Source organism: Sphingomonas sp. JC676, from assembly GCF_014489075.1.
Classification (GTDB): domain Bacteria; phylum Pseudomonadota; class Alphaproteobacteria; order Sphingomonadales; family Sphingomonadaceae; genus Sphingomonas.
Genome location: NZ_JACTGR010000001.1, coordinates 166,642 through 180,983, shown reverse-complemented (window position 1 = coordinate 180,983; position 14,342 = coordinate 166,642). Strand labels below are relative to the sequence as shown.

Below are 14,342 nucleotides of genomic sequence, written 5' to 3'. Positions count from 1 at the left end.
CTCGCTCGATTGGCGCACCGTAACCAGATGGTGAGGCACTTCGATTAAAGGGCGGCTCATGACCAATACGCGCAAGCGCATCCTCGTCGTTTTCGGGACGCGTCCGGAGGCGATCAAGCTCTTCCCCGTCGTCCACGCCCTGCAGGCGCGGGACGATCTCGACGTGCGCACCTGCGTGACCGCGCAACATCGCGGGCTGCTCGATCAGGTCCTGTCGATCGCCGGGATCACGCCCGACATCGACCTCGACCTGATGACCCCGGGCCAGTCGCTCGATGCCTTGACCGCGCGATTGCTCACCGGGCTCGGCCAGGCAATGGACGCGGAAAAGCCGGATCGCGTGATCGTCCAGGGCGATACCGCGACCGCGATGGTCGGGGCGCTCACGGCCTATTACCGCAAGATTCCGGTCAGCCATGTCGAGGCCGGGCTACGCTCGGGCAATATCTACCAGCCCTGGCCCGAGGAAGTGAACCGCAGGATCGTCGCGCCGATCGCCGACCAGCACTTCGCACCGACGGATATCGCGGCCGGAGCGCTGCGCCGCGAGAATATCGATCCCGCCACCATTCACGTCACCGGCAACACCGTGATCGACGCGCTGCACGCGACGCGCACCCGGATCGACGCTGACCCGGGTCTGGCCGCCGGACTGGACGAGATCGCCGATCGCTTCGCCGGCAAGCGGCTGATCCTCGTCACCACGCACCGCCGCGAGAATTTCGGCGACGGCATGAAGGGCATCGCCGATGCGATCGCCCGCATCGCCGCGCGGGACGATGTGGCTTTGCTCTTCCCCGTCCATCCCAACCCCAATGTCGTATCGGTGATGGACGCAGTGCTGGGTGATCGGCCCAATGTCGCGCGGATCGAACCACTCGATTATCCGCACTTCATCCGCGCGCTCGGCATGGCCGAGCTGGTGCTCACCGATTCGGGCGGCGTGCAGGAGGAAGCGCCGGCGCTGGGCAAGCCCGTGCTGGTGATGCGCGAGACCACCGAGCGCCCCGAAGGCGTCGCCGCCGGCACCGCCAGGCTGGTCGGGACCGATCCGGACCGCATCGTTTCCGAAATCTCAATGCTCCTCGACGATGATGCCGCCTATTCGGCCATGGCGCGCGCCCACAATCCGTTCGGCGACGGCCAGGCCTCGGCACGGATTGCGGGGATCGTTGCGCATGGTTTCGGATTCTGAGCTCAAGGTCGTCGTACTCGGCCTGGGCTATATCGGTCTGCCCACCGCGGCGGTGATCGCGCGCACGGGCGCCAAGGTGCTCGGCATCGACGTGCACAAGAACGTCGTCGACACGGTCAATTCGGGCAAGGTGCATATCGAGGAGATCGACCTCGACGGTCTGGTTTCGGGTGTGGTGGCGCGCGGCAATCTGCGCGCCTCGCTCGAGATCGAGCCAGCCGACGTGTTCGTCATTGCCGTCCCCACCCCCTTTGGCGAGAACCACGCGCCCGATATCGGCTATGTGCTCAAGGCCGCGACCAGCATCGCCGTGGTGCTCAAGGCTGGCGATGTCGTGGTGCTCGAATCGACTTCGCCGGTCGGCACGACCGAAAAGGTCGCCGAGCTGCTCGCAAGGCTGCGCCCGGACCTCAAGATCCCCGGCCACTGCGCCGGTGTGCCCGATGTCGCGATCGCCTATTGCCCCGAGCGCGTGCTGCCCGGCCGGATCCTGGTCGAGCTGATCGATAATGATCGCGTCATCGGCGGCGTGACGCCGCGCTGCGCGCGCAAGGCGCTGCAATTTTATCGCCGCTTCGTCCGCGGCGCCTGCGTCACCACCTCGGCCAAGGCGGCCGAGATGACCAAGCTCACCGAGAACGCCTTTCGCGACGTCAACATCGCCTTCGCCAACGAACTGTCGATCATCGCCGAGAATATGGACATCGACGTTTGGGAAGTGATCCGGCTCGCCAACCGACATCCGCGCGTCAATATCCTGTCGCCGGGCCCCGGCGTGGGCGGGCATTGCATCGCGGTCGATCCCTGGTTCCTCGTCGCGGCGGACCGCGAGAACACGCCGCTGATCCGCACCGCGCGCGAAGTGAACGACGGCAAGACCGACTATAGCATCGCCCGCGCCGAGGCGCTGATTGCGCAACTGCCGAATGCGCCCGTCGCGTGCCTGGGCCTCGCCTTCAAGGCAAATATCGACGATTTTCGCGAGAGCCCGGCGCTCAAGATCGCCGCGCATCTGGCGCAGGCGCATGGCGAGCGCATTCGAATCGTCGAGCCCTATGCCGATCGCCTGCCCGCCGATTTCGACGGCACCGGTGCCCAGCTGATCGACATCGACACCGCGATCGAGACCTGCCCGATCTTCGTGGTGCTGGTCGATCACGACGTGTTCAAGTCAGTCCCGCTCGACGAGCGCGCCGACAAGCTCGTCTATGACACGCGCGGCGTCTGGCCCGATCAGCCGCGTCCGGTCTCCGGCGAGGCGCTTCGCCTCGCGAGCTGACCGCTTCGTCCGTCAGCGATGACGGACGAGCAGCGACTGCCAATCGCCGTCGAGCGGCTGATCGCGTTCGGCGATCAGCTTCGAGACGTGCGGTCGCGCCGGATCCGCCTGGACCTTCGCGATCTCCGCTTCCAGCGTGGCGATGCGGTCGCGCCAATGCGGATGGGAGCGACTGTTGAATACGCTGCCAGCGTGCTTGGGCCCGAAATCGCGCCAGAAATCCGGCGCCGCCTTGGGATCATAGCCCGCATTGGCGAGCAGATAGATTGACAAGATGTCGGCCTGGATCTCGGTCTGGCGGAAATATTTCACGTTGCCGCCAAAGCCGGCGAGCATCCCGAACGTGACCCCCCGCGCCTCTAGCCGGACGCGGTGATGCAGGATGTTGTGCGAGAATTCATGCGCGATCGCCGCGACCGCACGATCGCCGCGATAGGTATCGAGCAGCTTCGAGCTGACCTGGACCATGCTGCCGTCCGCCGAAGCGCTGAAATCGTCAGCGAGTTCCAGCTCGAATCGTGAGCGGCACGCGGGAATCGGCCGCACCGTGACGGTCAGCGGTGCGCCGTCCCTAATCGCCTGAATCTCGAGCGTCTCGGCGGGCGGCAGCTTCGCGACGGCGAGCTGGACGGCGACAAGACGCTGCGTCGTCCCGGGCTTGCCGGCGCTGGCGGCAATATCGACCGGGCCGATGCGGACCAGCGAATCGTCGGGCCGCAGTCCGGCTTGCGCCGCGGGCCCGCCTGGGATCACGCCTTCTATCGCCACGGCGGTGGAGAATTTGAAATGGCTTCGCGCGCTGGCACGAAGCTGGGGCGCGAACTGATCGAGCGTATGGATCTGCAGCCCCAGTCCGGGCTCGAGCACATCGCACAACGGCGCGTTGGACGAAGCGAGCCGCCAGCCGATCGTCGCCATTTCGAGATCGCTTGCACGAAGCTGCTCGAACAGAGCCGCATCGTCGGACACCGGCTCGGCGGCACCCCCACTCCCGCCCAGAAGCGCGCAACTCGCGAAACATAGGAGAAGCGCCCTGCCGACCGCGAAAATGGTATTCTGACGCTTCCTCATACGATCCTGACCTGTCACGCGAGCGCGGGAATTCGCCCTCTGCGAGCAAGGCCGGTAGCTTGGCAAATGTCAAACTCTGCGGCGTCGCAGCAATGTTGCGACGCCGCATAAGCGCGTGCGCGTTCAACCGTTCTATAAGGAATGTGCAGCAGTCACGGGATGATATTGATCGCTTTGTTAACCCCTTGGCGATATCGCATCGCAACGTTATGACCCCACAGGCCGCGGCATGGGGTCGGCTGTCGCGGGACGAGAGTTCGGAACCAACCGAACCCTGTTGCATTGAAGCAACGACTATATCGGTTATGGTCGTTGCCTGATTTGAGGTGTTGCCGTCGCTTTTGTCCTATGCCATAGGACTGGGAGACGAGAGCACCGGAGCTCAAAGAGGGAGTACAAGAATGTTAACTAAGCTTCTCACGGCCGCTGCCGTCGCCTCGCTGGCGACCGCACCTGTTCTTGCGGCCCCTGTCAGCCCGGCTTCGAAGCTGTCGCTTTCGGGCGTTCGCGCCGCGACCGCTTCCAAGAAGAAGAGCGACCTCGCTCCGGCCGTCATCATCGGCGTCCTGGCGACTGCCGCGATCATCGGTGGCGCGGTTGCTCTGGCCGACAACAACGACGATCCCGACAGCCCGTAAGCTGTTAGGTTAGATTGGATACGAGTGGCGGCCTTTTTGGCCGCCACTTTTGTTTGTGCTATTTGCGATTGCGCCCCCGTTGGGCGCCGGTACCGCTCCGGATGGCGACGGAGAACAGGCCAGCCGACAGGGTCAATCAATGGATCAGACCACGCCGTGCCTGGCCGTATTTTGAGCATAGTTCACGCCGATGATTTCGAGACTTTTCGCCCGCTCTCGCGCTTTCCGTCCGCCAACGGGCGCTGTACCAGCAGGACAGCGCGTCTATGCGATCGGCGATATTCACGGTCGCCTTGACCTGCTCGACCAGCTGCTCGAGACAGTCGAAGCTGACAACGCGTCCCGCCCGAACGCGGATACTCAAATCATCTTTCTCGGCGACCTAATTGATCGCGGTCCCAATTCCGCGCAGGTGATCGAGCGCGCGATCGGGTTGATCGGAAAAGGCAAATTCCGCTTTCTGCTCGGCAATCACGAGGAAGTTTTCCTCAAGGCGCTTAGCGGGGATCTGAAGGCATTGTCGTTCTTCACGCGCATAGGCGGTCGCGAGACGATCCTGAGCTACGATATTTCGGAATCTGAATATCAGGCCAGTGACTATCCGGAGCTGCTGGAAATGCTTCAGAAGCGTGTCCCGGCCGAACATATTTCCTTTCTGGAAGCGTTTGAGGACATGATCATCCTGGGCGACTATGCTTTCGTCCATGCCGGCGTGCGCCCCGACCAGGCGCTGTCTCACCAGCGGGCCAGTGACTTGCGCTGGATACGAGAGGAGTTTCTCGGCCATGACGGCGCGCTGGAGAAGATCATCGTCCACGGCCACACGATCTCGGCGGATGTCGAGTTTCACGAACATCGTATCGGCATCGACACGGGTGCCTATGCCAGCGGCAACCTTACCGCGATGGGATTCGAAAACGATGCGCGCTGGATATTGGATACCGCGAGCTGAGTTCCCGGTTCAGTGATACCCTTCGCCGGCCACCTTCCCACGGAATACCCAATAGGCCCAGCCGGTATAGGTCAGGATGATCGGGATCATGATGCCCGCTCCCACCAGCATGAAGCCCAAGCTCCCGCCCGGCGCTGCAGCCTCCAAGATCGTCACGCGCAGCGGCACGATATAAGGGAAGATGTTCACGCCTAGCCCGACGAAACTGAGCAGAAACAGCCCCAGCGCCAGCAGGAAAGGCGCGATCTCCGCCCTGCGCCGGAGCGCCGCGACGAAGGCGAGCGCCATCCCGGCCACGAGCACCGGTACCGGCGCGACCCAGAGGATCGCCGGCCAGGTCAGCCAGCGCGCGAAATAATTACCCGACAAAGTGAGCGTCGCGAGGCTCACCAGCACGATCGCGAGGATCGTCAGCGCGCCAAAGCGTGCGGCGAGGCGATAGGCGTGGCCCTGGGTGGTGCCGTCGGTGCGCCAGATCAACCAGCATGCTCCGAGCAGCGCATAGCCCCAGACAACGCTGAGCCCGGTCAGGACGCTGAACCAGCTCGCCCAATCGAACCAGCCGCCGGAATAGGCGCGATCGGTGACGCTGATGCCCTGGAGCAGCGCGCCGAGCGCAATCCCCTGGCTTAGCGCCGCGACAAACGATCCGATCGTGAAAGCCCGGTCCCACCATTTGCGGTGGCCGGGATCGCGCCAGCGGAATTCGAACGCGACGCCGCGAAAGACCAGCGCCAGCAGCATCGCGATGATCAGCGGATAGAGCGCCGGCATGATGATGGCATAGGCAAGCGGGAACGCGGCCATCAGCCCTCCGCCGCCCAGCACCAGCCAGGTTTCGTTGCCGTCCCAGACCGGCGCGATGGAGTTCATCGCATTGTCGCGCTCCTTGCCCTCGAAGGCAGGGAAAAGAATGCCGATGCCGAGATCGAACCCGTCCATGACGATATAGGCGAAGACCGCGAAGGCGATCAGGAATGCCCAGATCGTCGCGAGCGTCGGATCGGGGCTCATGGCGCCTTCTCCACCTGCTGGTGCGGACCGGGAACGATGCCCGCGGTGCGGATCGGTGCCGATTCCTCGAGCGGCGGCTCGTGGTGCTCGACGCCCTTGGCGATCAGCTTGAGAATGTACCAGACGCCGAAGCCGAACACGAAGCAGTAGACGAGCACAAACGCGACCAGCGAGGTGCCCACGGCCGGCGCGGCGAGCGGTGAGGCGCTCTGCGTCGTGCGGAGCAGGTTATAGACCGTATAGGGCTGGCGGCCGCATTCCGTAGTGACCCAGCCGGCGATCACCGCGATGAAGCCCGTCGGCCCCATCAGCAGCGCGAAACGGTGGAGCAACGGCCAATCGTAGAGCTTGCCGCGGAAGCGCGCGAACAGGCTCCACAGCCCCAGCACGAGCATCAGCGTGCCGAGCCCGACCATGATGCGGAATGACCAGAAGACGATCGCCACCGGCGGTTCGCGATCGTCGGGGATCGTATCCAGGCCCGCGACGGGCGCGTTGATGTCATGTTTGAGAATCAACGAGCCGAGCTTCGGGATCTCCACCGCATAATCGACGCGCTTCGCCTTCTGGTTCGGCAGCCCGACCAGGATCAGCGGGGCGCCGTGCGGGTGGCTGTCGAAATGGCCCTCCATCGCCAGCACCTTTTGGGGCTGATACTTGAGCGTGTTGAGGCCGTGCTGATCGCCCGCAAGGATCTGGATCGGCGTGACCAAAGCCGCCATCCACATCGCCATCGAGAACATCGTGCGCGCGTGCGGATCGCTCTTGTCGCGCAGCAGGTGCCACGCGGCCGCGGCGCCGACGGCAAGCGCCGTGGTGAGATAGGCCGCGATGACGGTGTGGACGAGGCGATAGGGGAAGCTAGGATTGAAGATCACGTCGATCCACGATCCGGCGGGCACGAACTGGCCGTGCGCGTTGATTGCATAGCCGGTCGGAGTCTGCATCCAACTGTTGGCCGAGAGGATCCAGAAGGCGGAGATGAAGGTGCCTAGCGCGACCATGCAGGTCGCGCCGAAGTGCATGCCCTTGCTCACCCGACCCGCGCCGAACAGCATGACGCCCAGGAAGCCGGCTTCGAGGAAGAAGGCAGTGAGCACCTCATAGGCCATCAGCGGTCCGATCACCGGCCCGGTCTTGTCGGAGAAGACCGACCAGTTGGTGCCGAACTGATAGGACAGCACGATCCCCGAGACGACGCCCATCGCGAAGGCGATCGCGAAGATCTTGAGCCAGAAGCGGTAGAGATTGATGAAGGTCTCGCGGCCGGTGCGCAGCCAGAGCCCCTCCAGCACCATCAAATAGCTGGCCAGGCCGATCGAGAAGGACGGGAAGATGAAGTGGAAACTGACGGTGAACGCGAACTGGATTCGCGCTAATATGACCGGATCGAAACCTTCGAACATGCCCGCCTCCGGATCGGGCTGATGCGCCTCAGCGGCCTACAAGGCAAGTCTTCAAACGGCGTGGCAACCCTAGCCGAAAGGAGAGTTGAATTCCGAGAGCAGCGGCGCGACGCGATCCTTGTCGGACAGCACCGGTGCCGCGCCGGGATCCGGCCATTCGATGCCTAGCGCGGGATCGTTCCACAGGATCGCGCCTTCGCTCTCGCGGGAATAAGGCGCATCTACCTTGTAGAACACTTCGGTGTCCGGGGTCAGCGTCATGAAGCCGTGCGCGAAACCGGCGGGGATCAGCAGCTGGTTCCACCTTTCCGCGGAAATCTCGCAGGTGACCGCCCGACCGTAGCTGGGCGAGCCTTTGCGGATATCCACCGCGACATCGTAGATCGCGCCGCGCAGCACGCGGACAAGCTTGGCCTGGGCGAAAGGCGGCGCCTGGAAATGCAGGCCCCGGACCGTCCCCCGCTCGGCCGAGAGGCTTTGATTGTCCTGGACCCAGTCGATATGGATACCCTCGGCCTCCAGCGCGGAACGCTTGAACACTTCGGAGAAGAAACCGCGATGATCGCCGTGCTTGGGCGGCGTGATCTCGATGACCTCGGGAATGGCCAGTCGGCGGAAACCGGTCATGCCAGGCTCTTCACAAGGCGCTTTAGATAATCGGCATAACCGGTCTTGCCGAGCTGGCCGGCGCGGCGGAGCACCGCCTCGCCATCGAGCCAGCCGAGATCGAGCGCGATCTCCTCGGGACAGGCGATCTTGATCCCCGTACGGTGTTCGATCGTGCGAACATACGCGCTGGCTTCATGCAGGCTCTCGTGCGTCCCCGTGTCCAGCCAGGCATAGCCACGGCCGAGCCGGGTGATGTGGAGGTCGCCGCGCTCCATATAGGTGCGGTTGACGTCGGTGATCTCGAGCTCGCCGCGCGCCGAGGGACGAATCGAGCGGGCGATATCCACGACGTCCTTGTCGTAGAAATAGAGGCCGGTGATCGCCCAGTTGGACTGGGGGCTCAGCGGCTTTTCCTCGACGCTGGTCGCCACTCCGGTTTCGGGATCGAAGGCGACCACGCCGTAGCGCTCGGGATCATCGACATGATAAGCGAAGACGTTGGCGCCGCCCCGTGACGCCTCTTCGGCGGCGACGCGGCATTTCTCGCCCATCTTGTCGCCGTGATAGATATTGTCGCCCAGGATCAGTGCGCTCGGCTGGCCGGCGACGAAATCGGCGCCGATGATGAAGGCTTCCGCCAGGCCGTTGGGCTGGGGCTGCTCGGCATAAGTGAGGTTGATGCCGAAGGCCGAGCCGTCGCCCAGCAATGCCTCGAACAGCGGCAGGTCGCGCGGGGTCGAGATCACCAGGATGTCGCGGATGCCGGCGAGCATCAACACCGACAGCGGATAATAGATCATCGGCTTGTCGAAGACCGGCAGCAGCTGCTTCGAGATCGACAGCGTGGCGGGATAGAGCCGCGTGCCGCTGCCGCCGGCCAGAATAATGCCCTTCACCCCAATCCCCTCCTTAGCCAGATAGCGTGGCCGTACCCAAGGCCCCCACTGCCCGCAACCACTTATCCCTGGGCTCGCGCCGAGCTCAGGCCCGGCAGCAAACGCCGCAGCAGGCGCGTGACGAGGAGCGCGCCCAGAATCGCCACCGTATCGGCCAGCCAATCGCGCCAGTCCGAATCGCGATGCAGCGCCGGTATGGCCTGGACGAACTCGATCAGCGCGCCGAACGCCGAAAGTCCCGGGACGATGTAGAGCAAACGTGTGCGCGGAAATGCCGATATCGCCAGGACCGTCAGCACGACGAACGCGGTGATGTGCTGGATCTTGTCTTGCGGATTGCCTGGGATCCTGGGCGGATGCGGCAGGGTCGCCATGACAAAGGTGAAGGCTACTGCGAGGCAGAAAACGAGCAGGAACAAACGGTTACGCGGCATGCTCGCGCTCATCGATGCGAGGGAATCGAAAGCCGATCAGCGCTCGGAAGGCGGCGGGCCGGCCGCTCCGCCCGCGGGCGGACCACCTTGGGGACCGCCCTGGCCACCGCCCTGCTGCATCATCTGCTGCATCATCATCTGCTGGATGACGGCGGCGGGGACGAGATCCTGCATCTCTACGTCGAAGATCAGCACCTTGTCGGCGAGTTCGTGCTGGCCGCCCGGTTCCGCGCCATAGCCAAGGTTCGGCGGCAGCCAGAAACGGTATTTCGCGCCCTTCTTCATCAGCTTCACGCCTTCGGTGAAGCCGGGAATCATGGGCTGACCGACCTGAAAGCGCATCGGTGCTGCTTCCTGGAAGTCGGATCCGTCGCGCAGGATGCCGTGGATCTTCAACGACACACCGTCCTGTTCGGCGGCGGTCGGACCGCTGCCGGGCTTGATCACCTGATATTGCAGGCCGGACGCCGTCGTCTGGATGCCCGACTGGCCCTTGTGCCAGGCGAGGAACTGGTCGTTCGGCAGTTTTGCCGCCACCGCGCTGCGCGTGCCGACCCATGCCAGACCAAAGGCCAGCGCGATCGCGGCGAGCACACCGATCCACAGCCAGACCTTATACGCCCGCTTGACGGGCTGGAGCGGAACGGCGGTCACGGACATGGATGGGCTCCGACGGGTAACCAGTTACCCTAAAGTCACAAAAGTCGCAGGTTCCTCGTGCGCGCGGGCGCACGAGGCGACGCAGGCTTACCGGGCGCTGTCGCGCTCCACGCGCTTGCGCTCGAGCTTGCGCGCGCGGCGAACCGCGGCGGCGCGCTCGCGGGCGCGCTTCTCGCTGGGCTTCTCGTAGTGACGGCGCAGCTTCATCTCGCGATAGACGCCCTCGCGCTGCAGCTTCTTCTTGAGCGCGCGCAGCGCCTGGTCGACATTGTTGTCGCGGACGATGATTTGCATAAAGCCGTAATGCTCCGATCGCATATTCAATAGAAAAGGGTTCGCCGGAACCGGAGTTGCGGCGTCGTGGCGGGCACCTATCAGTGAAAAGCCCCTTTTTCAAGGGCGGAGGCGTAGGAAAAGCGCGGCCCGCAGGAGAAGGGCTGTGGCCCGCATACCACACCTGCCCCATATTACACCAGATTGCAGCGGTGCAACGCGCCCGATAGGTTCGCCGATCACTTCCCCATGGATGATGCAGCCCGCCCACGCCTTGGATCTGGAAACCCGCCTGTTGATCGTCGACGACGATCCCGGAATCCGCGAGCTGACCGCCGCGTTCCTGTCGCAGCACGGCTATGTCGTCGATACCGCCTCGGGCGGCGTGGAGATGCGGGCGGCGCTGGCCCGGCACGACTATGCGTTGGTGGTGCTCGACCTGATGATGCCCGGCGAGGACGGTCTGACCATATTGCGCGGGCTCGACCGCGAAACGGGACCGGCGGTAATCCTGCATTCGGTGATCGGCGAGGACGTCGACAGGATCGTCGGGCTCGAGATGGGCGCAGACGATTATATCGCCAAGCCGGCCAACCCGCGCGAGTTGCTGGCACGAATCCGATCGGTGCTGCGCAGGAGCCGGAGCGATGCCGGCGCCTCCCGAATCGTCGAGCGCAGCTTCCTGCGCTTCGCGGGCTGGCGGCTCGATCCGGTGGGGCGGCAGCTCTATGATCCGGACGGGGTGCTGATCAACCTGTCCGACGGCGAGTTTCGGCTGTTGCTCGCGCTGGTCGAGCGGCCGCGGCGGGTGCTGACCCGCGATGCGCTGCTCGATTTCTCGCGCGGGCCCATGGCCGAGCAGTTCGACCGCGCGATCGACGTGCAGTTGAGCCGCCTGCGCAAGAAACTCGCGCGGCCAGGCGCCGAGGATCTGATCCGCACGATCCGCAACGAAGGCTATATGTTCGTCGCCGAAGTGAGCGGCAGGTGAGAGCGCCGCGCTCGACCGCGGTGCCGATCGCGCTGCTCGTGATCGCCGCGGTGGCGGTGGCGACGGCGATGCAGTTCGCCATCACCTTTCGCGGCCCCCCGCCCCGCCCCGCCCCCGTTCCGATCGCGGAGATCGCCAGGGTCCTGCGCGGCGAAAGCGGCCATGCCGGAAATTGGCGACGCCTTGACGTCACCGACTCCGCCAATCCGCCGATCGGCGGACCGCGTCAGCAGCCCAATCCGATGCTGGACGGGCAGATCGCCGTCGCGCTGGGCGTGCCGCGGAGCGATGTCGCCGGGCTCTATGACGAACCCACCTTTTTCGAAACCAGCGAGGTGCGGGGCGATTTCACGGTGGGGTGGCATGGCCCGAAAGGCTGGCGCGTCGCACGCTCTATGCGTCCGCCGCCCTTCACCCATTGGCATGTCTTCACGCTGATCGCGGCGCTGCTGACCCTGTTGGCGCTAGCAGTGCCCGCCTGGTTCATCGCGCAGCGCATCTCGCGACCGATCCGCGACCTCGCCGCCGCCGCCAAGCGCGCGCGGCTGGGGGTGCCCGAGCCGATGCCGGGGGGTGGCCCGCGCGAAGTGCGCGAGCTGGCCCAGGCGATCGAGGCGATGCAAGGCCGCATCCTGCACCAGGCGCAGGGCCGCAGCGCGATGCTGGCGGCAATCGCGCACGATCTGGGCACGCCGCTCTCGCGCATCGCCTTCTGGGTCGAGCAACTACCCGAGGCGGCGCGCGAACGCGCTTCGGCGGATATCGACGAGATGCGCGAGATGCTGGGCGCGACGGTGCGCTTCGTCCGCGACGACCGCGCCGGGGCGGCGCATACAAGGCTGGACCTGGGCAGCCTGATCGAGAGTCTGGCCGACGATCTGGGCACGGCTGGAACGCCGGTGGAAGTCGCTACGGGTCCGCGCGCTGTGGTGCGCGGCGATCCTTCGGCGCTCCGGCGGCTGTTCGCCAACCTGATCGAGAATGCGGTGCGCTATGGCGAGCGCGCGCGGATCCGCTGGTCGCTGGAGCCCGGCTGGGTCGAGGCGGTGATCAACGACGACGGCCCCGGCTTCGATCCCGCCCGCACCGAAGCGCTATTCTCCCCGTTCGTGCGCGGCGAGAGCTCGCGCAACCGCGCGACCGGGGGCACTGGGCTGGGGCTGGCGATCGTCCGCTCGATCGCCGAAGCGCATGGCGGCCAGGTGACCTTGGAGAACCGCGCCGAAGGCGGCGGACGTGTCCGCGTGCGGCTGCCCGCCGAATAGCTCAGCTGCAGGCGCCGGTGCGCTTGCCCGTCGCCCGGAGCTTGATCGCGACATAGCCCTGATCGCCCGGCTTGCCGGTCTCTTGAGAGATCATAACGTCGAACGCGGTCTTGCTCATCGTACCCGAGGCGAGGACCGTGGTCGTCCCGGCGCCGTCCTTCGTGCACTGAATGTTCGCGTCGATCTTGCCGTCCTTGGCGACATAGCGCGCGACCGAGCAGGTGCCGGCGACCTGTTCCAGGTTGCGGATGTCGAGCGGCTTGAGCTCGTCGGCCTTGCGGCAGCTGGTGCTCTGGTGTTCCTGGCGCCCAATGGCCTCTTGTTGCGCCGCGCGATCCTCGCCCTTGAAAGCGGAGAGGTCGGACGAAACGACGTGCATCTGTGTCGCCCAGATGCCGGGCTGGAGCTCGGTCTTCGCGCGTGCGGCCTTCATCACCTTCGAAAGCTCGTCGACCGAGACATTGGCGACGTCGACCTCGCCGGTTTCCGCGGCATGCTTCTCGGCGGCAGACTGGCAGCCGGCCAATGCCAACGCGGCCATTCCGGCGAGCAGATAACGATGCATTTGGCCTGAATCCTCGTCTCGATTGGCTTATTCCGCCCGTCCAACCCGATTACGCGGTCGAGCGCAATCCCCGCCGCTGCAACCTGCTGAAACATAGCGCGATGCGGCGAAATCGGCGTGCAGGATGGCGCGGCGACACCAGCTTCCGAAACGGGAGACCGCAATGCAACATCATGACGACCACGATCTGGGCCTCGCCCAGGATCTTAAGGCAATGGAAGCGCTCGCTACCCGGCGGCATGCGCTGCGCTGGTTCACCGGCGCGGGCACCGTAGCGCTGCTCGCCGCGTGCGACAGCGGCGGGTCGGGCAGCGTGGCAACGACCGGCACTGCCACGCCGGTGCCGACACCGACGCCCAGCCCCACCCCGAGCCCTACTTCCACACCAACCCCGAGCAGCGGCACGTGCATCGCCGACCCGACCGAGACTAACGGCCCCTACCCGGCCGACGGCACCAACACGTCGAGCGGGCTCACTTCGAACGCGCTCACCGCGAGCAACGTGGTGCGCAGCGACATCCGCTCGAGCTTCATCGGATCCTCGACCGCCACAGCGGACGGCGTGCAGGTGACGCTGACCATCACGGTGGTGAACGTGAATGCAAGCTGCGCCCCACTGGCGGGCTATGCCGTCTACATCTGGCACTGCGACCGAAGCGGCAAATACTCGCTCTACGACCTGCCGAACGAGAGCTATCTGCGCGGCGTCGGCGTGACCGATGCCAATGGCCAGGTAAGCTTCACCACCATCTTCCCGGGCTGTTATGCCGGGCGCTGGCCGCACATCCATTTCGAGGTCTTCTCCAGCCTCGCGACGGCAACCGGAGGACGCTATGCGGTGCTGGTGTCGCAGTTCGCGATGCCGAGCGCGGTCTGCTCGACGGTGTACAATGGCGCGAGCGGCTATACCTCCAGCATCAGCAACTTCGCCGGCGTCTCGCTCAACGGCGACAATGTCTTCGGCGACAACAGCGCCGCCCAGATCGCGCAGCAGACCCCGGCGATGAGCGGCAGCGTCTCCGCCGGCTACACGGCGACGGCGACGATCGGAATCGCGCGGTAGAGTCTCCCTCGACCGCCACGCGCGTCCCGCT

At 65.1% G+C, this 14,342-nt stretch carries 16 protein-coding genes; 7 read left to right on the top strand and 9 right to left on the bottom strand.

The window, feature by feature from the left end; genetic code table 11:
* Positions 1-58: 58 nt before the first annotated feature.
* Positions 59-1,195, top strand: a complete 1,137-nt coding sequence (gene wecB / locus IAG41_RS00860) for a non-hydrolyzing UDP-N-acetylglucosamine 2-epimerase (RefSeq protein WP_187726706.1) — start codon at positions 59-61, stop codon at positions 1,193-1,195.
* A complete protein-coding gene (wecC, locus tag IAG41_RS00855; protein WP_187726705.1) occupies positions 1,179-2,474 on the top strand; it encodes a UDP-N-acetyl-D-mannosamine dehydrogenase in 1,296 nt (431 codons plus the stop codon). The genes wecB and wecC overlap by 17 nt, the downstream gene beginning before the upstream one ends.
* Before the next feature lie 12 nt (positions 2,475-2,486).
* On the opposite strand, the gene IAG41_RS23415 is transcribed toward wecC, so the two are convergent.
* Positions 2,487-3,443 carry a M48 family metalloprotease gene (locus IAG41_RS23415; RefSeq protein ID WP_187726704.1) on the bottom strand — a complete coding sequence of 319 codons (957 nt, stop codon included), beginning with the start codon at positions 3,441-3,443 and terminating at the stop codon, positions 2,487-2,489.
* Positions 3,444-3,946: 503 nt separating this feature from the next.
* Here IAG41_RS23415 and IAG41_RS00845 point away from each other — a divergent pair.
* Both IAG41_RS00845 and IAG41_RS00840 read left to right on the top strand, forming a co-directional pair.
* Positions 3,947-4,183 (top strand): hypothetical protein, encoded by a 237-nt coding sequence (locus IAG41_RS00845; protein ID WP_187726703.1) that lies wholly within the window; start codon positions 3,947-3,949, stop codon positions 4,181-4,183.
* 190 nt (positions 4,184-4,373) lie between these two features.
* On the top strand, positions 4,374-5,135 hold the full coding sequence (locus tag IAG41_RS00840) for a metallophosphoesterase family protein (protein WP_187726702.1): 762 nt from the start codon (positions 4,374-4,376) through the stop codon (positions 5,133-5,135).
* Between the two features lie 9 nt (positions 5,136-5,144).
* Here IAG41_RS00840 and cydB read toward each other — a convergent pair whose 3' ends face one another.
* The 7 genes from cydB to rpsU all read right to left on the bottom strand — a co-directional run bounded on the left by cydB (position 5,145) and on the right by rpsU (position 10,448).
* The gene (gene cydB / locus IAG41_RS00835) at positions 5,145-6,149 is read right to left on the bottom strand and encodes a cytochrome d ubiquinol oxidase subunit II (protein WP_187726701.1); all 1,005 of its coding nucleotides are present in this window, start codon (positions 6,147-6,149) and stop codon (positions 5,145-5,147) included.
* Positions 6,146-7,555 carry a cytochrome ubiquinol oxidase subunit I gene (locus IAG41_RS00830; protein WP_187726700.1) on the bottom strand — a complete coding sequence of 470 codons (1,410 nt, stop codon included), beginning with the start codon at positions 7,553-7,555 and terminating at the stop codon, positions 6,146-6,148. Before IAG41_RS00830 ends, cydB begins: the two co-directional genes overlap by 4 nt.
* 69 nt (positions 7,556-7,624) lie before the next feature.
* Positions 7,625-8,182: a dTDP-4-dehydrorhamnose 3,5-epimerase gene (gene rfbC / locus IAG41_RS00825; protein WP_187726699.1), complete on the bottom strand. Its 558-nt coding sequence runs from the start codon at positions 8,180-8,182 to the stop codon at positions 7,625-7,627.
* Complete coding sequence (rfbA, locus tag IAG41_RS00820) at positions 8,179-9,060, bottom strand: glucose-1-phosphate thymidylyltransferase RfbA (RefSeq protein ID WP_187726698.1); 882 nt, start codon at positions 9,058-9,060, stop codon at positions 8,179-8,181. The genes rfbC and rfbA overlap by 4 nt, the downstream gene beginning before the upstream one ends.
* Positions 9,061-9,122: 62 nt before the next feature.
* Positions 9,123-9,494: a hypothetical protein gene (locus IAG41_RS00815; RefSeq protein WP_187726697.1), complete on the bottom strand. Its 372-nt coding sequence runs from the start codon at positions 9,492-9,494 to the stop codon at positions 9,123-9,125.
* A gap of 36 nt (positions 9,495-9,530) precedes the next feature.
* On the bottom strand, positions 9,531-10,154 hold the full coding sequence (locus tag IAG41_RS00810) for an FKBP-type peptidyl-prolyl cis-trans isomerase (protein WP_187726696.1): 624 nt from the start codon (positions 10,152-10,154) through the stop codon (positions 9,531-9,533).
* A gap of 87 nt (positions 10,155-10,241) precedes the next feature.
* Positions 10,242-10,448, bottom strand: a complete 207-nt coding sequence (gene rpsU / locus IAG41_RS00805) for a 30S ribosomal protein S21 (protein ID WP_019368605.1) — start codon at positions 10,446-10,448, stop codon at positions 10,242-10,244.
* Positions 10,449-10,680: 232 nt separating this feature from the next.
* Here rpsU and IAG41_RS00800 point away from each other — a divergent pair, with 232 nt between their 5' ends.
* Both IAG41_RS00800 and IAG41_RS00795 read left to right on the top strand, forming a co-directional pair.
* Positions 10,681-11,418, top strand: coding sequence for a response regulator (locus IAG41_RS00800; RefSeq protein WP_187726695.1), 738 nt, complete (start codon positions 10,681-10,683; stop codon positions 11,416-11,418).
* Entirely contained in the window at positions 11,415-12,683 is a 1,269-nt protein-coding gene (locus tag IAG41_RS00795) for a HAMP domain-containing sensor histidine kinase (protein WP_316251060.1), read from the top strand. The genes IAG41_RS00800 and IAG41_RS00795 overlap by 4 nt, the downstream gene beginning before the upstream one ends.
* A 1-nt stretch (position 12,684) precedes the next feature.
* On the opposite strand, the gene IAG41_RS00790 is transcribed toward IAG41_RS00795, so the two are convergent.
* Positions 12,685-13,248, bottom strand: a complete 564-nt coding sequence (locus tag IAG41_RS00790; protein ID WP_187726694.1) for a DUF3617 domain-containing protein — start codon at positions 13,246-13,248, stop codon at positions 12,685-12,687.
* A gap of 163 nt (positions 13,249-13,411) precedes the next feature.
* Here IAG41_RS00790 and IAG41_RS00785 point away from each other — a divergent pair, with 163 nt between their 5' ends.
* Positions 13,412-14,311: an intradiol ring-cleavage dioxygenase gene (locus IAG41_RS00785; protein WP_187726693.1), complete on the top strand. Its 900-nt coding sequence runs from the start codon at positions 13,412-13,414 to the stop codon at positions 14,309-14,311.
* Positions 14,312-14,342 lie beyond the last annotated feature (31 nt).

Excerpts from the sequence above, each read along its gene's own strand:
- wecB (WP_187726706.1), top strand. The coding sequence starts at position 59 with ATGACCAATACGCGCAAGCGCATCCTCGTCGTTTTCGGGACGCGTCCG.
- wecC (WP_187726705.1), top strand. The coding sequence starts at position 1,179 with ATGGTTTCGGATTCTGAGCTCAAGGTCGTCGTACTCGGCCTGGGCTAT.
- IAG41_RS00845 (WP_187726703.1), top strand. The coding sequence starts at position 3,947 with ATGTTAACTAAGCTTCTCACGGCCGCTGCCGTCGCCTCGCTGGCGACC.
- IAG41_RS00840 (WP_187726702.1), top strand. The coding sequence starts at position 4,374 with ATGATTTCGAGACTTTTCGCCCGCTCTCGCGCTTTCCGTCCGCCAACG.
- cydB (WP_187726701.1), bottom strand. The coding sequence starts at position 6,149 with ATGAGCCCCGATCCGACGCTCGCGACGATCTGGGCATTCCTGATCGCC.
- IAG41_RS00830 (WP_187726700.1), bottom strand. The coding sequence starts at position 7,555 with ATGTTCGAAGGTTTCGATCCGGTCATATTAGCGCGAATCCAGTTCGCG.
- rfbC (WP_187726699.1), bottom strand. The coding sequence starts at position 8,182 with ATGACCGGTTTCCGCCGACTGGCCATTCCCGAGGTCATCGAGATCACG.
- IAG41_RS00815 (WP_187726697.1), bottom strand. The coding sequence starts at position 9,494 with ATGCCGCGTAACCGTTTGTTCCTGCTCGTTTTCTGCCTCGCAGTAGCC.
- IAG41_RS00810 (WP_187726696.1), bottom strand. The coding sequence starts at position 10,154 with ATGTCCGTGACCGCCGTTCCGCTCCAGCCCGTCAAGCGGGCGTATAAG.
- rpsU (WP_019368605.1), bottom strand. The coding sequence starts at position 10,448 with ATGCAAATCATCGTCCGCGACAACAATGTCGACCAGGCGCTGCGCGCG.
- IAG41_RS00800 (WP_187726695.1), top strand. The coding sequence starts at position 10,681 with ATGATGCAGCCCGCCCACGCCTTGGATCTGGAAACCCGCCTGTTGATC.
- IAG41_RS00790 (WP_187726694.1), bottom strand. The coding sequence starts at position 13,248 with ATGCATCGTTATCTGCTCGCCGGAATGGCCGCGTTGGCATTGGCCGGC.
- IAG41_RS00785 (WP_187726693.1), top strand. The coding sequence starts at position 13,412 with ATGCAACATCATGACGACCACGATCTGGGCCTCGCCCAGGATCTTAAG.